Origin of the sequence: Campylobacter sp. BCW_4319 (assembly GCF_001764435.1) — a bacterium.
Classification (GTDB): Bacteria; Campylobacterota; Campylobacteria; order Campylobacterales; family Campylobacteraceae; genus Campylobacter_D; species Campylobacter_D jejuni.
This window is the reverse complement of record NZ_MKAQ01000009.1, coordinates 67,221-82,984: the sequence shown is the minus strand read 5'-3', so window position 1 is coordinate 82,984 and position 15,764 is coordinate 67,221. Positions and strand designations below refer to the sequence as shown.

Annotated in this window: 19 protein-coding genes; 13 read left to right on the top strand and 6 right to left on the bottom strand. The window is 29.4% G+C overall.

Features of this window, described 5'->3' with window-relative positions:
* Window positions 1–59 precede the first annotated feature (59 nt).
* The 8 genes from AJN56_RS03150 (at window position 60) to AJN56_RS03115 (ending at window position 7,010) form a co-directional block, all read left to right on the top strand.
* On the top strand, window positions 60–1,310 hold the full coding sequence (locus AJN56_RS03150) for an anthranilate synthase component I family protein (RefSeq protein ID WP_002858746.1): 1,251 nt from the start codon (window positions 60–62) through the stop codon (window positions 1,308–1,310).
* The gene (trpD, locus tag AJN56_RS03145) at window positions 1,307–2,908 is read left to right on the top strand and encodes an anthranilate phosphoribosyltransferase (RefSeq protein ID WP_002868916.1); all 1,602 of its coding nucleotides are present in this window, start codon (window positions 1,307–1,309) and stop codon (window positions 2,906–2,908) included. Before AJN56_RS03150 ends, trpD begins: the two co-directional genes overlap by 4 nt.
* The gene (locus tag AJN56_RS03140; RefSeq protein WP_002868917.1) at window positions 2,895–3,494 is read left to right on the top strand and encodes a phosphoribosylanthranilate isomerase; all 600 of its coding nucleotides are present in this window, start codon (window positions 2,895–2,897) and stop codon (window positions 3,492–3,494) included. Before trpD ends, AJN56_RS03140 begins: the two co-directional genes overlap by 14 nt.
* Window positions 3,491–4,669, top strand: a complete 1,179-nt coding sequence (trpB, locus tag AJN56_RS03135; RefSeq protein WP_002854204.1) for a tryptophan synthase subunit beta — start codon at window positions 3,491–3,493, stop codon at window positions 4,667–4,669. Before AJN56_RS03140 ends, trpB begins: the two co-directional genes overlap by 4 nt.
* On the top strand, window positions 4,662–5,411 hold the full coding sequence (trpA, locus tag AJN56_RS03130) for a tryptophan synthase subunit alpha (protein WP_002868918.1): 750 nt from the start codon (window positions 4,662–4,664) through the stop codon (window positions 5,409–5,411). Before trpB ends, trpA begins: the two co-directional genes overlap by 8 nt.
* Window positions 5,412–5,481: 70 nt before the next feature.
* Window positions 5,482–5,904: a chemotaxis protein CheX gene (locus AJN56_RS03125; RefSeq protein ID WP_002854524.1), complete on the top strand. Its 423-nt coding sequence runs from the start codon at window positions 5,482–5,484 to the stop codon at window positions 5,902–5,904.
* Complete coding sequence (gene fliN, locus AJN56_RS03120) at window positions 5,904–6,212, top strand: flagellar motor switch protein FliN (RefSeq protein WP_002824739.1); 309 nt, start codon at window positions 5,904–5,906, stop codon at window positions 6,210–6,212. Before AJN56_RS03125 ends, fliN begins: the two co-directional genes overlap by 1 nt.
* Window positions 6,213–7,010, top strand: a complete 798-nt coding sequence (locus tag AJN56_RS03115; RefSeq protein WP_002868919.1) for a hypothetical protein — start codon at window positions 6,213–6,215, stop codon at window positions 7,008–7,010.
* On the opposite strand, the gene AJN56_RS03110 is transcribed toward AJN56_RS03115, so the two are convergent.
* The 5 genes from AJN56_RS03110 to plsY form a co-directional block, all read right to left on the bottom strand.
* Complete coding sequence (locus tag AJN56_RS03110; RefSeq protein ID WP_002866641.1) at window positions 7,007–8,467, bottom strand: Ppx/GppA phosphatase family protein; 1,461 nt, start codon at window positions 8,465–8,467, stop codon at window positions 7,007–7,009. The two genes, AJN56_RS03115 and AJN56_RS03110, sit on opposite strands and share 4 nt — an antisense overlap.
* The gene (locus tag AJN56_RS03105) at window positions 8,467–8,712 is read right to left on the bottom strand and encodes a YfhL family 4Fe-4S dicluster ferredoxin (RefSeq protein WP_002854647.1); all 246 of its coding nucleotides are present in this window, start codon (window positions 8,710–8,712) and stop codon (window positions 8,467–8,469) included. The genes AJN56_RS03110 and AJN56_RS03105 overlap by 1 nt, the downstream gene beginning before the upstream one ends.
* A gap of 112 nt (window positions 8,713–8,824) precedes the next feature.
* A complete protein-coding gene (hsrA, locus tag AJN56_RS03100; protein ID WP_002857553.1) occupies window positions 8,825–9,496 on the bottom strand; it encodes a homeostatic response regulator transcription factor HsrA in 672 nt (223 codons plus the stop codon).
* A 78-nt stretch (window positions 9,497–9,574) separates the two neighbouring features.
* On the bottom strand, window positions 9,575–9,892 hold the full coding sequence (locus AJN56_RS03095; RefSeq protein ID WP_002857609.1) for a dihydroneopterin aldolase: 318 nt from the start codon (window positions 9,890–9,892) through the stop codon (window positions 9,575–9,577).
* Complete coding sequence (plsY, locus tag AJN56_RS03090; protein ID WP_002857304.1) at window positions 9,877–10,485, bottom strand: glycerol-3-phosphate 1-O-acyltransferase PlsY; 609 nt, start codon at window positions 10,483–10,485, stop codon at window positions 9,877–9,879. The genes AJN56_RS03095 and plsY overlap by 16 nt, the downstream gene beginning before the upstream one ends.
* A gap of 199 nt (window positions 10,486–10,684) precedes the next feature.
* Between plsY and AJN56_RS03085 the strand changes: the two genes are divergently transcribed.
* From AJN56_RS03085 to hemJ, 4 genes are all read left to right on the top strand, one after another.
* Complete coding sequence (locus AJN56_RS03085) at window positions 10,685–11,710, top strand: cytochrome-c peroxidase (RefSeq protein WP_002857587.1); 1,026 nt, start codon at window positions 10,685–10,687, stop codon at window positions 11,708–11,710.
* Between the two features lie 93 nt (window positions 11,711–11,803).
* Window positions 11,804–13,141, top strand: coding sequence for a phosphoglucosamine mutase (gene glmM, locus AJN56_RS03080; protein ID WP_002857318.1), 1,338 nt, complete (start codon window positions 11,804–11,806; stop codon window positions 13,139–13,141).
* Window positions 13,134–13,604 (top strand): signal peptidase II, encoded by a 471-nt coding sequence (gene lspA / locus AJN56_RS03075; RefSeq protein WP_002857354.1) that lies wholly within the window; start codon window positions 13,134–13,136, stop codon window positions 13,602–13,604. The genes glmM and lspA overlap by 8 nt, the downstream gene beginning before the upstream one ends.
* Complete coding sequence (gene hemJ, locus AJN56_RS03070; protein ID WP_002857597.1) at window positions 13,588–14,040, top strand: protoporphyrinogen oxidase HemJ; 453 nt, start codon at window positions 13,588–13,590, stop codon at window positions 14,038–14,040. The genes lspA and hemJ overlap by 17 nt, the downstream gene beginning before the upstream one ends.
* Here hemJ and AJN56_RS03065 read toward each other — a convergent pair.
* The gene (locus AJN56_RS03065; protein ID WP_002868920.1) at window positions 14,037–15,383 is read right to left on the bottom strand and encodes a coproporphyrinogen III oxidase family protein; all 1,347 of its coding nucleotides are present in this window, start codon (window positions 15,381–15,383) and stop codon (window positions 14,037–14,039) included. The genes hemJ and AJN56_RS03065 overlap by 4 nt on opposite strands.
* A 128-nt stretch (window positions 15,384–15,511) precedes the next feature.
* On the opposite strand from AJN56_RS03065, the gene cmeU reads away from it, so the two are divergent.
* Window positions 15,512–15,763 carry a CmeU family protein gene (gene cmeU, locus AJN56_RS03060; protein ID WP_002857293.1) on the top strand — a complete coding sequence of 84 codons (252 nt, stop codon included), beginning with the start codon at window positions 15,512–15,514 and terminating at the stop codon, window positions 15,761–15,763.
* The last annotated feature ends 1 nt before the right edge of the window (window position 15,764 follow it).

Below are 15,764 nucleotides of genomic sequence, written 5' to 3'. Positions count from 1 at the left end.
TTTTATCTAAATTTTTTCTTTAATATTATTTTAATTTATTTTTTAAAAAAAGGTTTATTATGTTTGTTAAAAATGTAAATTTTTATTACAGACAAATCCTTGAAAAATTTGAAAATTCTTATTTTGCAGAGGATTTGACTAAGGTAATTATAGGGATTGATTGTGATTATTTAGATGCTAATGAATTATCCTTTAGCGAGTTTAAGGCAAAATATTATGAAGCTTTAAGCAAGAATAAAATTTGCGACTTTGCTGGATTTTTTGGAGTTTTTAGTGCAAATTTTGTATCTTTGTTTGAAAAAATTCCACTTTCTTCTAAGAAAAATTATGATTTTCCTTTATTTTTATTTGCCAATGCTAAGGCTTATTTGATTTATGAGAAAAATAGCAAGATGTTTTTTAAATTTGGTGCTTCAAAATATTTTGAATATTTAAAAGATGATATTGAACCAATGAAAAAGAAACAAAAAAATGATTTTGAAATTTTAAATTCTTTAGAAGATGAAAAAAATGATTTTTTAAAAATGTGCGAAAAAGCCAAAGAATATCTTTTAAGTGGAGATATTTTTCAAGTGGTCTTAAGTAAGCAACTTTGTATCAAACATCAAGTAAATGCTTTTGATTATTATGAGAGTTTAAGTGCTTTAAATCCAAGCGCTTATATGTTTTATTTTCCAAGTAAATATGGTGTTGTTTTGGGTTCTTCTCCAGAGTTTTTATTGAAAATTAAAAAAAGAGAGATTTATTTAGCCCCTATTGCTGGAACTAGAAATTTGGAAAATAACTGTGATCTTTTAGCTTTAGAAAAAGATCTTTTAAGTGATGAAAAAGAACTTAGTGAACATAAGATGCTTGTAGATTTAGCAAGAAATGATGCTTCTAAATTTGGCACTCAAACAAGAGTGGAAAATCTTTTTTCTATTATTAAAAATAAATTTGTAATGCACATAGTGAGTGAAGTGTATGCCAATATGAAAGAAGATGCGAGTATTTTTGATGTGATTGAAGCAGTTTTTCCAGCGGGAACTTTAAGCGGAGCTCCTAAAATAAGAGCTTTAGAGATCACTAGCGAGCTTGAAGATTGCGATCGTGGAATTTATGGTGGTGCGGTAGGATTTTTAAATTTTAACGAAGACATAACTTTAGCGATTTTAATCCGTTGCGCTTTTTTTACTCAAGATAAGGCTTATTTGGCAAGTGGGGCGGGTATTGTTTTGCAAAGTGAGAGTCAAAAAGAATATGCAGAAATTTGTGCTAAACGCAAGGCGCTTTTGGTAGCTTTTGAAAATTTAAAAAAGGAAAATCAATGATACTTTTAATTGATAATTATGATTCTTTTGTTTTTAATGTTAAAAGCATGTTAGAGCAACTCAGCAATGATGAAATTTTAGTAAGAAGAAATGATGCAATTTCTCTGAGTGAAATTAAAAATTTAAATCCTACTCATATTATTTTAAGTCCTGGTCCAAAGCATCCAAGTCAAAGTGGGATTTGTCTTGAAATTTTTAAAGCAAGGCTTAATATCCCTGTTTTGGGCATTTGCTTAGGACATCAAGCTTTAGCTTTAGCTTTTGATTCTTTAGTGGTTAAGATGCAAGAGCCTATGCATGCAAAAAATTCTTTGATAAAACAGTGCAGGGAAAATGAATTATTTTCTAATTTGCCTTCAAATTTTAGTGTAATGCGTTATCATTCTTTAGAGGTTAAACAGCTTAGTGATGAGCTTGAAATTTTAGCCCTTGATGAAAAGGGTGTGATTATGGCTTTGGGACATAAAAATTTACCTTATTATGGTGTGCAATTTCATCCTGAAAGCTATTTTAGTGAATATGGCTTACAACTTTTTTCTAATTTTTTAAAACAAGATATAAAAAAACCACAAAAACAAGAAAATCCTTTAAGTTTTTATTTGCAAAAAATGAGTGAAAATCATTTTTTACAAAGCGATGATTTTGAGCAAATTTGTAAGATTATTATGTCTAAAGATTATGAAATTTTACAAGTAGCGGCTTTGTTGATTTTAATCACTGAAAAGTCCTTAAATGAAAAATCTTTAAGTGCTTTTGTAAGACAAATTTTAAGATATTCTCAAACTTTTAGTGATGAGAGTGAGATGATTGATATTTGTGGAACAGGTGGAGATGGTTTTAAAAGTATCAATGTTTCTACGACTAGTGCTTTTATTTTAGCAGCTTTAGGAGTAAAAGTAGCCAAACACGGAAATCGTGCCATTTCAAGTTCTAGCGGAAGTACAGATGTGTTAGAAGCTTTAAATATAACTACTCCAAACACTTTAGAATCAGTTTTAAAACAACTAAATAATCAAGGGCTTAGTTTTTTACATGCTCCATTTTTTCATCCTTTAGTAGGAGAACTTAAAGAGATCAGATCAAGACTTGGAGTAAGAACGGTTTTTAATGTTTTAGGTCCTTTATTGCACCCTAATTTAAAGTTAAAATATCAACTTATGGGAAATTATCACGCACCTGTGCATAGGCTTTTGATAGAGGTTTTAAAAAATTTAGGACGCAAAAAAGCTTTAGTGGTAAGAGGAAATGATGGTATGGATGAGCTTAGTATTTGCGATGAAAGTAAAATTTATGAGCTTTGTGAAGGAGAAATTTTAGAGTATTCTATCTGTCCTGAACAATTTGGTTTTAAAAGAGCTTTTCATAGTGAAATCATAGGATCTAGTGCATATGACAACGCTAAAGATTTAAAAGATATTTTAAGCGGTAGAATGCAAGGGGCAAAATTTGATTTGGTAGTTTTAAATGCTATGTTTGCACTTTATACAGCCAATAAAGCAAGTTCGCCTTTAGTGGCTAAAGATATGATTTTAGAAGCCATTTATTCAGGTAAGGTTATAGAATATTTTAAGGAGTATCAAGCTTATGCTAAAGCTTAAAATTTGTGGTATTAAAGATGAAAAAAATGCCAAAGATTTAGCTTTTTTAAATATTGATTTTTTTGGACTTATTTTTGCTAAAAGTCCAAGAAGAGTGAGTTTAGAACAAGCGAGAAATTTAAGTGCAATTTTTCATGAAAAAGATAAAAAAGTTGTCGGTGTTTTTGTAGATGAAAATTTGGAACAAATTTTAAGATGTATTAAAGAAGCTAAGCTTGATGGGATACAAATTTATCGCACTATTACCAAAGAAGAATTTGAAATTTTAAAGGTGCAAAATGTTTTTGTTTGGCAGGTGATTAGTGTGGAAAATAGTTTAGATTTAAAAAGTGAAATTTTTGCTAATTTAGTACTTTTTGATGCTAAGGGAATTTTAAAGGGCGGTAATGGAATAAGTTTTGATTGGACTTTATTAGGTTCTTATACTAAAGATTTTGCATTAGCTGGAGGCATAGGTTTGGATAATATTCATAAGGCTGTACAAACGGGAGCTAAAATTTTAGATCTTAATTCAAAACTTGAAGATGAAAAAGGCTTAAAAGATATCAACAAAATAAAACAAATTTTAAAGGAGTTGAAAAAATGAAAAAAGCGTATTATGGGGATTTTGGTGGGCAGTTTTTGCCTGAAAGTGCAATGTTTGCTTTAAATGAGCTAGAAGGTGCTTTTTTGAAATTTTCTAAAGATAAACTCTTTAAAAAAGAATTAAACGAGCTTTTAAAAACTTATGTAGGGCGTCCTACTCCACTTTATTTTGCTAGAAATTTAAGCAAAAAATATCAGCATGAAATTTATTTAAAACGCGAGGATTTAAATCATACCGGAGCACATAAAATCAATAATGCCATCGCTCAAGCCCTTTTAGCAAAAAAAATGGGAAAGAAAAAAATCATAGCAGAAACAGGAGCAGGTCAACACGGGCTTGCAACAGCCACTGCAGCAGCACTTTTAGGACTTGAATGTGAAATTTATATGGGGGCAACCGATGTGCAAAGACAGGCTTTAAATGTTTATAAAATGGAGCTTTTGGGTGCTAAAATTCATGCAGTACAAAGTGGGCTTAAAACTCTAAAAGAAGCTACTACTGCGGCTATTCAAGCTTGGGTTGGAGATATTAAAAATATTTTTTATGTGGTTGGAAGTGCGGTAGGTCCTTATCCTTATCCTAAAATGGTAATGCATTTTCAAAGTATTATAGGAAAAGAATGCAAAATGCAACTTCAAAAACTCAATAAAAAAGTAGATTATATTATCGCAGCTGTTGGGGGTGGAAGCAATGCAGCTGGGATTTTTTATGATTTTATCAAAGATGAAAATGTTAAACTTATAGGTATTGAAGCAGGGGGGCTTGGCATTGATACGCCTTATCATGCAGCGACTTTAAATAAGGGAAAAACAGGCATTATTCACGGTATGAAAACCAAGGTTTTACAAGATGATTTAGGCAATATCTTGCCTGTACATAGTGTTTCTGCAGGGCTTGATTATCCAGGAATTGGTCCTTTGCATGCTTTTTTATTTGAAAGCAAAAGAGCGCAATATCATGCTATAAGTGATGAAGAATGTATGCAGGCTTTAAAATTACTTTGTAAAGAAGAAGGTATTATTGCAGCGATTGAAAGTTCGCATGCTTTGGCATTTTTAGAAAAACTTTGTCCAACTTTAAAAAAGAAAAGCGTGATAGTAGTAAATCTTTCAGGCAGGGGAGATAAAGATATGCAAATGATTAGAGATTATAAAAAAGGGGTGATTTATGGTTGATTTTAGAAAATTTTATAAAGAAAATGCAAATGTGGCTTATACGGTTTTAGGTTATCCAAATCTTCAAACAAGTGAAGCTTTTTTGCAAAGATTGGATCAAAGCCCTATTGATATTTTAGAACTTGGTGTTGCTTATAGTGATCCTATTGCCGATGGTGAGATTATTGCAGATGCGGCAAAAATAGCTCTTGATCAAGGCATGGATATTCATAGTGTTTTTGAGCTTTTAGCTAGGATAAAAACTAAAAAAGCTTTGGTTTTTATGGTTTATTATAATTTAATTTTTTCTTATGGCTTGGAAAAATTTGTGAAAAAAGCAAAATCTTTAGGGATTTGTGCTTTGATTGTGCCTGAATTGAGTTTTGAAGAAAGTGATGATTTAATTAAAGAGTGTGAAAGATATAATATAGCTTTAATTACACTTGTAAGTGTTACAACCCCTAAAGAAAGGGTTAAAAAGTTAGTAAAACATGCTAAAGGTTTTATTTATTTATTAGCAAGCATAGGTATTACAGGTACGAAAAGTGTCGAAGAAGCAATCTTACAAGATAAAGTAAAAGAAATCAGATCTTTTACAAATTTGCCTATTTTTGTAGGCTTTGGCATTCAAAATAATCAAGATGTAAAAAGAATGAGAAAAGTTGCTGACGGAGTGATTGTGGGAACTAGCATAGTAAAGTGTTTTAAACAAGGAAATTTGGATATAATAATGAAAGATATTGAAGAAATTTTCAAAAAATAAAATTTTAAAACATATTTTTATTTTATATTTACTATAATTTTAAATTAAGTTTTTTATAAAGGTGGTAGTTATGTTAAAGATTCTTGAGTATTCCATCACTCATTTTTGCGAGCATATCTTAAGACTTCGCATTGAAGCAGCTCAAGATATAAGCGGTGAACTTTATGGAGCGAGTATTCCTATCATGGGCAAAAGCGAAGGAGAATGTAATTTTTATTTATTTTTTCCAAAAGAATTTTTAAAAAAAATTGCAGAAATTTTAATTAATGATGAAAAATTTAAAGAAGATGACTGGTGCGATTTAACTAAAGAATGCGCCAATCAGATTATAGGTTATGCTAAAAATTTGTTAAATGATGCCAAGGGTGATGACGAGTATAAACTCGGAATTCCGGAATATTTAGGAAAAGTTGATTTTTCTGAAATAGTTCTAGATGAAGCTTTAACTTATAAATTTGAAAATTGTTATTTTAGAATAGGATATTGCAAATAATGAGCGATGATATAGAGTTTAACATTCATCATGGGCTTTTGCAATCTTATGAAGATATCTTAGATATTACAGTAGATTTTGTAAGCGAGCTTGGAACTACAAATATGAGTGTAGCGGAGCTTTTAAAACTTGAAGTAGGCTCGGTTATTGATCTTGAAAAGCCTGCTGGAGAAAGCGTTGAGCTTTATATCAATAAAAGAATTTTTGGCAAAGGTGAGGTTATGGTTTATGAAAAAAATCTCGCTATAAGAATTAATGAAATTTTGGATTCTAAGACTGTGCTTCAATACTTTAAAAAAGAAATTTAAATGAGATTGCTAGTATTATTTTTTTTAATTTTACCTTTATATAGTGTTGAGTTGATTAGTTATAATATCTACGATAGAAATGACCGAGTAGATTTAATGCTTTCTTTTGATAATGCTTATAATGGCAAGATTTCTCAAAAAAAAGAAAAAAATTTAACTCTTTTAACTTTTAGTGATTTAACGTATTCTAAAGATGAATTAAAAGAACTTAACTCTCAACTTGTAGATAAAATTAGTATTAGTTCTAAAAATAATAATACCTATATTATGCTACAAAACAAACAAAATATTAATTTAGAACTTAGCTCTATCAATGATAAATTTGGAGTAAGGATACGAGCTATAGAGCAAGGGAAAGCAAATATCGAATCTGTACCTACAACAACTGCGAATAATTCTCAAGAATTAATGCCTAAACCAAAAAGTACAAGTTTAGAAGGGTATGATTATACAAATTATATCTTAGTAATGCTGATTTTAGTTATTTTGTTAATAGTGCTTTGGTGGTTTAAAAAGACTATGGTTTATAAAAATAACAATGTTTCTAGAGATTTTACTATGATTTTCCAAAGATTTTTAGATAAAAATAATCAACTTGTTGTTTTTGATCACGCTAATAAACGTTATACAATGATAATAGGTAATTCCAATGTGCTTTTAGAAAGTGTTGAAATTCCAGAGGAACAAACAATAAAACATACAGAAAAAACAGAGAAAAATTTTGATTCTTTTTTTGAAGAGAATAAAAAAAGAATTCAAAATCTTATAGAGCAGCGTCAAAAAGGTAAAAAATCTTAAATTTTTTGATTGATTGCTAATGCTATGGTAGCTGGTTTTGCAATTTTTTTGAGCTCATCTTTGGGTAAATTAAGAATTTTGTTTTCTTGATATATATAAAGAGTATTGTTTGCAAAAGCAAAATCAATCTTATCTTCATTTGTGCTTAAAGTTTTAGCTAAGCACAAAATAAAATTAAGCCATGAAATGGTATGAATATTGGGTAAAAGTTGTTTATAGGGTTCAAGATTATAAGGATTAACTTTTTTTCCATTAAGCTTAATAATACTAGCAATTAAAGCTTTTTCTTTATGCGAAAATCCATAATTTAATCCACCTAGTACAAAATGAGCAGAGTGTTCATTAGCAAAATAGAAATTTAAATATTCTCCAATATGGCATAATTTGGCAGCATTTAGTAAAGTATGCTTATAGTTATCGTTAAGTTTATGAAGATTTTTAAGGGTTGTAAAAATTTGCAGAGCAAAATGTGGAGTTTTATTTTTTTGTTTTGATTGTAAAAATTTATCTTGCAAACATTTTAAACTAGGATTGAAATTTGGTGGAAATGTGATTTTAGGACGAAGTAAATCTTGCAAATAAACTCCTTCTCTGATTCCAACCCCACTCGTGATAACTTGTTTGGCTTTTATTTTTTCCGCAATCTTTAAAAAAATAAATATACCCTCTTTAATGGTATCAAAACGATCCTTTTTTATGCCAAAATTGATTAAAGAGTCTAAGTTTGAATTAAAAATTTTTAAAATATGTCCTTTTTCTTCATCTAGCATATAGCGAAAATCATGTAAATTTTTCAGTGGATAGGAATTTTTTTGCATGATGGAATTAGATATTGCTCTTAAGCTTCCACCTATTGCAATAAGGTTTTGATTGCAAAATTCTTTAGGAATTTGTTCTAAAATTGGTTTTATAAATTCTTCTAAAGAATCCATTTTTCCAGTATCATAGAACAATTCTTTTAGCCTAACAGTGCCAATATCAAGAGATATGCAAGAAATAATTCTATTATTTTTTATTAAACACAATTCACTAGAACCACCACCTATGTCTAAAGTGGTTCCATCCTTAAAAGGACTTAATAAATTTAGAGCTGCAAGACCACCTAAGTAACTTTCGCTTTTTCCATCTATACAGCGTATATTTAAAGACAGATTATCTTTGATTCTTTTAATGAAATTTTTTGAATTTGGGGCATCTCTTAAGGCTGATGTGCCTACTATAAATATTTTTTTGCACTTATGCTTTAAAGCGCATTGTTTGAAAAAAGCTAAGGCATCTTCGGCTCTTTGCATGGCTTCTTCTTGGAGAATTTTGCCATTATTATAAGCATTTTCTCCAAGTCTTACTTTGCGTTTGTATTCGCAAGTTGTATAAAAACCATATCTAGAAGTTTTTTCAAAAATCACCATTCTAATGGAGTTTGAGCCAAGATCAACAACGGCTGTTTTTTTTGCCATTAAAATTCTCTATCTCTATGTTTGAGTTTTAATTCTTCTATAGTTTCTACATTATCAGGATCAGGAATGATACATTCATATGGGCAAGCAACAATACAGGCAGGCTCTGAAAAATCATTAACGCACTCTGAACAAAGATCAGGGTCTATTACATAAATTGGACTATTTTCATAAATAGCTTCATCAGGACATTCTTCTCTGCAAGCATCACAACATACGCAGTCTTTTGTAATTAAAAGAGACATCATAACCTTTCAAAAATTTAAAAAATAATTTTAGTTTATACAATAACCAAACTTAAATAAAATATAAAAATAGAAATAAAGATAAATTTTTTGCACCGAAGGTGCAAAATTGTTAAGATTTTTTAGGGAAGCAGAAACGGTATCCTCTACGACGAACTGTTTCTATGGTAGATATATTTAATGGTTTATCCATTTTTTGACGAATTTGATTGATAGCTACTTCGATAACATTTGGAGTTACTAGCTCAGGTTCTTCCCAGATGGCATCTAAAAGTTGTTCTTTGGATACAATTTGATCCGAATGTCTTGCTAAGTGCGTTAAAACTTCAAAAGGTTTTCCTTTAAGTTCTATATCTTGACCTTTATAAGTAATTTTTTCCTCATCTGGATCAATAACTAAGTCTTCAATTTTAATAACATTGGTTCCGCCAAGTCTTAGTCTTGCTTCAATTCTTGCGAGTAGAATATCAAAATCTAAAGGTTTTTTAACAAAATCATCAGCTCCAGCTTTCAAAGCTTTGATTTCTGTTTCTTTGTCTGTTTTTGAAGACATAATCATAACTGAAGTTCTTGGAGATTTATGTTTAATGGTATTAACAAGTTCTGCTCCATCTCCATCAGGTAAAGTCCAGTTTGCTAAAACTAAATCATAATGTCTAATGCCGATAAAGTATTCTCCATCTTTAAAATTTTCAGAAGAATCGGTTTGATAACCAAATTCATTAAGATTGTCTATAATTGTTTTATTTAGGCTAATCTCATCTTCTATAACTAAAATTCTCATTTGTTCTATCCTTATTAAGAAAAATTTAAAGAATTATATCATAGCTTAAGTAAATGTTTAGATATCTTTAAAAAAAAATTAATATTTTTTTTTCAATTTAACCCCAACTGTAGCATTTTTTATTATATGGGGTTTGAAAATTTTTATGTTAAGATTGGTTAAATTAGGAAAATCTTTTTTTAAATTTAAGCTTACAAAGTCTAAAGACTCTTCAAGGGTGTAAAATTCTTCTTTTTTATACCATTTTTTAATTTTGGTAATTACCTCTGCATAATTTAAAAATTCATTTGCTTTAGCTTTAAGTTTGATAATAATTTTTTGTTTTTTTCTTCTTTCGAAATCTAATATACCAATGATACACTTAAAGTGAAATTTTATTTTTATATGACTTTGCATTCTTCTTTAAAAATCAATCTTTTAATATTAGGTAGATGTTTATATATTATAATAAAAGCGATAATGAAAACGGGTGCATGTGTATGAATTTCTAAGTCATAATTAAATATAAAAGAACTTATAACAAAAGCAAGTAACGCTGCTAAAGAAGCTAGCGAAGATATTTTAAAAATTTTTCCAATAACTACCCACACAATAAATGCTGTAAGCACTTCCAATGGAAGTAAAACTATCATAGCGCCTGCTCCTGTTGCTATGCCTTTCCCTCCTTCAAATAACAAGTAAATTGAAAAACAGTGTCCAAAAATAGCCAAAACTGCGACGCTCCAAAGCAAAGCTTGATCATAATGAAGAAATTTCAAGATTAGTAAAGGAATAGCTGCTTTTGCAAAATCTAAAATTATTGTAGCAATGGCAAGTTTTTTTGCTAGTTTGGGATTTTTTTCTTTTACTACTCTTAAAACATTGGTTGCCCCTATACTTTTTGAACCTTCTTTTTTGATATCAGTTTTAGCAAAAAATTTAGCTAGGATTAGCCCAAAAGGGATTGAACCTAAAAGATATATAAAAGCGTAAATTATTAAATTTTCCATAATATCCTTTTCAAATCATCTTAAAATTTTAAGATTTATAACTAAAAATTATATCTTATGAAAATAAATAAACAAAAAATAATTTTTAAGATAAAAATAGTATTAATTAATTGTAAATATTTTTTAATAATATTTATTTTTATTTAAGCTCTAAATGATTATTATTTTATTTTAATTTATCTTTAATAGGAGTTTGTAAATGAAAGTAAAATCATTGCTAATCGCATCCTTAGTTGCTTTTTCAAGCTTAAATGCTGCAAGTCTTATAGATGAAGCTAAAAATTCAGGTCTTGTTGCCTTACCAAAAGATCAAAAAGGCGTTGATGAAATTTTAAAACAAAATGGAGTAAAGGCTAGTGAATTTACTCTTGAAAAAGCAGAGCTTGGCAAAAAGCTCTATTTTGAACCACGTCTTTCAAAAAGTGGTATCATTTCTTGTAATACCTGTCATAATGTAGGACTTGGTGGAACAGATGGAATCAGTACTGCAATAGGTCATAAATGGACAGCAAATCCTCATCATTTAAATTCACCAACAGTTTATAATGCAGTCTTAAATAATACTCAATTTTGGGATGGTCGTGCAGGAACATTAGCCGATCAAGCTAAAGGTCCAATCCAAGCTGATCCTGAAATGGCAACTCCTGCTAAACTTGCAGTAGAAAAAATTTCATCTTTGCCTGAATATGTGAGTGAGTTTAAAAAAATCTATGGTAAAAGCGGTGTAAATTTTGACAATATTGCTGATGCAATTGCAAATTTTGAAAGAACTTTGATCACTCCATCTCGTTTTGATAAATTTTTAGAAGGCGATGAAAAAGCTTTAACAAAAGAAGAACAAAAAGGCTTAAAGCTTTTTATAGATAAAGGTTGTGTAGCTTGTCATAATGGTGTGAATTTAGGTGGCAATATGCAAGCGTTTGAAGTTGCTGGTAAATATAAATTTGCAAATTTAGGTGATTTTAAAGGTGATGCAAATGGCATGGTAAAAACTCCAACTTTAAGAAATGTTGCTGAAACTGCTCCATATTTTCATAATGGTGCGATTTGGAATTTAAAAGATGCTATTAAGGAAATGGGTAGTGTGCAACTTGGCATTAAAATTTCTGATAAAGAAGCAAAAAGTATTGAAACTTTCTTAAAATCTTTAACAGGAACAAAACCAGCAATTGTTTATCCACAACTTCCTATTTCTACTGAAAAAACTCCTAAACCTGAACTATAAGGTTCCAAACAAGCTCTATTTTTAGAGCTTGTTTAAATTTCTTTATCTTAGCTTTGTTATAATTGTCTTTAAATTTTGCTAGAAAGGTTTGCAATGAAACTTTTTGGAACTGATGGAGTTCGTGGAAAAGCGGGTGAATTTTTAGATAGTTTTTTGGCTATGCGTTTAGCAATGGCTGCGGGTATTTATTTTAAAGATAAAAGTATTACTAATAATATCTTAGTAGGAAAAGATACAAGAAGAAGCGGCTATATGATAGAAAATGCTATTGTTTCAGGGCTTACTTCTATAGGATATAATGTTATACAAATTGGTCCTATGCCAACTCCTGCGATTGCATTCTTAACTGAAGATATGCGTTGTGACGCAGGGATTATGATTTCAGCTTCTCACAATCCTTATTATGATAATGGTATTAAATTTTTTGATGCTCATGGAAACAAACTTAGTGAAGATATAGAGAAAAAAATAGAAGAAATTTATTTTGATGATAAGCTTATACAAGCCTCTAAGGTAGATATGGAAAAAATTGGTCAAGCAAAAAGAATTGATGATGTTATAGGAAGGTATATTGTTTCTATTAAAAATTCTTTTCCAAAAGATCTTACTTTAAAGTCTTTGCGTGTGGTTTTAGATGTGGCTCATGGGGCAGCTTATAAGGTAGCACCTACTGTTTTTAAGGAATTAGGTGCTGAAGTTATAGTAATGAGCGATAAACCTAATGGACTTAATATCAATGAAAATTGTGGAGCTTTACATCCTGCAAATTTAGCTGCTGAGGTAAAGCGTTTGCGTGCAGATGTGGGCTTTGCTTTTGATGGTGATGCAGATCGTTTGGTGGTTGTAGATGAAAAAGGCGAAGTGGCTAATGGAGATAGTTTATTAGGAGTTTTAGCACTTTATCTTAAAGAACAAGGTAAATTACAATCAAGTGTTGTAGCCACTATAATGAGTAATGGTGCTTTAAAAGAATTTTTAAATAAACATGGTATAGAACTTGATACTTGTAATGTGGGCGATAAATATGTGCTTGAAAAATTAAAAGCTAATGGTGGAAATTTTGGTGGAGAGCAAAGTGGGCATATTATTTTTAGTGATTATGCAAAAACTGGAGATGGTTTGATAGCTGCTTTGCAATTTAGTGCTTTAATGCTTTCCAAGAAAAAATCTGCAAGCTCTATTTTGGGTCAAGTCAAACCTTATCCTCAGCTTTTAACCAATCTTAAAATTGCAGAAAAAAAAGATTTAGATAAAATTAAAGGTTTAAAAGAATTAAAAAAAGATTTAGAAAATAAAAATATCAATACCTTATTTCGCTATTCTGGAACAGAAAATTTGATAAGACTTTTACTAGAAGCCAAAGATATTAAGCTCTTAGAAAAAGAAATGAAAAATGTTGTGGAGTTTTTTAAGAAAGCTTTAAATGGCTAAAACTTTTAAATTTATTTTTTATTTTTGGGGTGCCTTTGTTTTGGTTTTTGCCCTTGATCAATGGGTGAAATCCTTAACTTTAGCAGGACTTAGATGGCAGAGTGAATACTTAGATTTAACTTATGCTCTAAATACAGGCGTAGCTTTTTCAATGTTGAGTTTTTTAGAACATAATTTAAAATATTTACATCTTGCTTTAATTGTCGTGCTTTTTATTTATCTTTTTTGGCAAAAAACACTTTTAAAAACTCATAGCATAGCTTTTGGAATGATGCTTGGTGCTGGCGTTTCAAATTTATTGGATCGTTTTATACATGGAGGTGTAGTGGATATGTTTTTTTGGCATAAATGGTTTAATTTTGCTATTTTTAATGTTGCAGATGTCATGATAAATATAAGTGTGGCTTTGATTTTAATACAAGAAATATTTAAAAAAAGGAAAAAAGATGACAGAATGGATTAATGATTATTATTTTTGGATTAAATGGGTGCATTATTTGGCATTTGTTTCTTGGATGGCGGGTCTTTTTTATTTACCTCGTCTTTTTGTGTATCATGCTGAACATAAAGACAATAAAGGTTTTGTCGAGATTGTAAAAATTCAAGAAAGAAAACTTTATTTTTATATACAAACTCCTGCAATGATTGTAACTTTAATCACAGGAAGTTTAATGTTACATGCTCATAAGGAAGTTTTAATGGTAGGTGCGGGTTTTATGCATGTTAAACTTACCTGTGTTACACTTTTGATTATTTTTCATATACATAATTATTATTGTTTAAAAGCTTTAGCAAATGATACTTCTACTAAAAGTGGGAAATACTTTAGAATTTATAATGAATTTCCGACTATAATGTTTATTATTATCGCTTTAATGATGGTTGTTCGTCCCTTTTAGTTTGTCTCCGCTTTAAATTCCATACTAGCGGAGTTAAGCGGATCAATATTTTCTTTCATGATATCGATATAATCTTTATTTTTAAGACGCTTATCATCTCTAAATACTGCACGCACAAGATCCATTCCTGTGTAAAAATCTTTCATTAAAACCACAAAAAGATATTGACCAAATTCAGTTGCGATTAAAGCATTTTGATCTTTTATGATGGCACCACTTGTTTTAAGCCCTAAAAGTTCTATGAAAAGTTCTTTTTCGAGGTTGCAATTTAGAGTTTTGTTGAATTTATCAATTTCTATTTTCCCTGAAAAAATTTCAGTTAAAAAGACATATTTGATAATCTCTTTTTTATCAAAACAAGCTTTGGCTATATTAGCATTTTGTTTTTCTTGTATAAATTTAGCATAATCATTTAGATTAAATGCATTAATTAAAAGCTCCCCATCTAAAAAGCTAAAAGCTCCACTACCTACTCCTAGATATTCATGATGAGAACTAACATATTCGTCATTAAGCTTGTTTTTTTCTAAAGAAAAACTCCAACCATTGTTTTGGGTATAGTCTTTAAAAAATTCGCATATGATTTGATAATAAGCAAATTCATTATCTTTAATGCTTACACCTAGACTTTTAGCGATATTGTCTTTGGTGAGATTTGATTTCATTAAAGGATAGGTTGTAATTTGTTGTGGGGCTAAATTTTTAGCAATTTCTAAGTCATTTAAAAGTTGTTTTTCACTTTGTCCTGGAAGATTGAAAATAAGATCTATGCTAAAAATAGGCAAAATTCCTAAAGCTTTTGAAATTTTTTCTTGAAGTTCTTTAGATGAACCAAATTTATTGTATCTTGCCACTTTTTTTAAAGTTTCATCATCAAAACTTTGAATCCCACAACTTAAACGATCGATTATACCTTTAAACATAGAAAGTTTATTTGGATCAATATGATTTGGATCGCTTTCGCATGAAATTTCTTTTATATTAAATAATTTTTTACAAAGTTCTAAGGTTTTTAATAATTCCTCTTCATTAATCAGTGTTGTACCACCACCCACATACATGGAGGTAAAATCAAAACCTTTATCTTTCATGATTTTAATTTCTTCTCTAAGATTTTGAAAATATACTTTGGCTAAATTTTCATCATAATAATATTTATGAAAGCTACAATAAGGACAAAAAGTATGGCAAAAAGGTACATGGGCATAAAGCATATAGCTTTTGTCTTGTTTTGGAATTTTTTCTTCGGGTTGTTTTAAAAGTTCGACATTGAAACCTTTTTGGAGGGATTTTTCCATCATAGTATGAGAGTATTTTAAAGCTAAATTTTGAAATAAATTCATAAGTGGCCTATATATTAAAATATTTAAGACATAACTTTATCAATTTTTAGCTAAAATAGGAGTAAATTTTTTATTTCTTAAATAAAAAATGGGATTAAGTTTTTAAATTATTTAAAAAGGATATAAAAATGGATAAAGCCAAAATTGTTCAAAATTTAAATGCTTTGTTTAAACAAAGAGCAGAGTTTTACTCTTATTTTGATGAAAATATTGCCAAAATCAATAATACTGAAGTATTTGATTTTAAGAATGCTAAAAATTTAAATCCAGAAGAGGTATATAAGCAATTTTATCATTTTGATTATGCTATAAGAAAATTATTGCCTGCTATTTACAAGGCTTATGAAATTACAGATGCAGATTTAGACAAAGATTTTTAAT

What these genes read in the sequence shown, in the direction of transcription:
- AJN56_RS03115 (WP_002868919.1), top strand. Translation starts at nt 6,213, where the DNA reads ATGAGATTGCTAGTATTATTTTTTTTAATTTTACCTTTATATAGTGTT.
- fliN (WP_002824739.1), top strand. Translation starts at nt 5,904, where the DNA reads ATGAGCGATGATATAGAGTTTAACATTCATCATGGGCTTTTGCAATCT.
- AJN56_RS03085 (WP_002857587.1), top strand. Translation starts at nt 10,685, where the DNA reads ATGAAAGTAAAATCATTGCTAATCGCATCCTTAGTTGCTTTTTCAAGC.
- cmeU (WP_002857293.1), top strand. Translation starts at nt 15,512, where the DNA reads ATGGATAAAGCCAAAATTGTTCAAAATTTAAATGCTTTGTTTAAACAA.
- hemJ (WP_002857597.1), top strand. Translation starts at nt 13,588, where the DNA reads ATGACAGAATGGATTAATGATTATTATTTTTGGATTAAATGGGTGCAT.
- AJN56_RS03125 (WP_002854524.1), top strand. Translation starts at nt 5,482, where the DNA reads ATGTTAAAGATTCTTGAGTATTCCATCACTCATTTTTGCGAGCATATC.
- trpD (WP_002868916.1), top strand. Translation starts at nt 1,307, where the DNA reads ATGATACTTTTAATTGATAATTATGATTCTTTTGTTTTTAATGTTAAA.
- AJN56_RS03110 (WP_002866641.1), bottom strand. Translation starts at nt 8,467, where the DNA reads ATGGCAAAAAAAACAGCCGTTGTTGATCTTGGCTCAAACTCCATTAGA.
- trpA (WP_002868918.1), top strand. Translation starts at nt 4,662, where the DNA reads ATGGTTGATTTTAGAAAATTTTATAAAGAAAATGCAAATGTGGCTTAT.
- hsrA (WP_002857553.1), bottom strand. Translation starts at nt 9,496, where the DNA reads ATGAGAATTTTAGTTATAGAAGATGAGATTAGCCTAAATAAAACAATT.
- AJN56_RS03140 (WP_002868917.1), top strand. Translation starts at nt 2,895, where the DNA reads ATGCTAAAGCTTAAAATTTGTGGTATTAAAGATGAAAAAAATGCCAAA.
- lspA (WP_002857354.1), top strand. Translation starts at nt 13,134, where the DNA reads ATGGCTAAAACTTTTAAATTTATTTTTTATTTTTGGGGTGCCTTTGTT.
- AJN56_RS03065 (WP_002868920.1), bottom strand. Translation starts at nt 15,383, where the DNA reads ATGAATTTATTTCAAAATTTAGCTTTAAAATACTCTCATACTATGATG.
- AJN56_RS03095 (WP_002857609.1), bottom strand. Translation starts at nt 9,892, where the DNA reads ATGCAAAGTCATATAAAAATAAAATTTCACTTTAAGTGTATCATTGGT.
- plsY (WP_002857304.1), bottom strand. Translation starts at nt 10,485, where the DNA reads ATGGAAAATTTAATAATTTACGCTTTTATATATCTTTTAGGTTCAATC.
- trpB (WP_002854204.1), top strand. Translation starts at nt 3,491, where the DNA reads ATGAAAAAAGCGTATTATGGGGATTTTGGTGGGCAGTTTTTGCCTGAA.
- glmM (WP_002857318.1), top strand. Translation starts at nt 11,804, where the DNA reads ATGAAACTTTTTGGAACTGATGGAGTTCGTGGAAAAGCGGGTGAATTT.
- AJN56_RS03105 (WP_002854647.1), bottom strand. Translation starts at nt 8,712, where the DNA reads ATGTCTCTTTTAATTACAAAAGACTGCGTATGTTGTGATGCTTGCAGA.
- AJN56_RS03150 (WP_002858746.1), top strand. Translation starts at nt 60, where the DNA reads ATGTTTGTTAAAAATGTAAATTTTTATTACAGACAAATCCTTGAAAAA.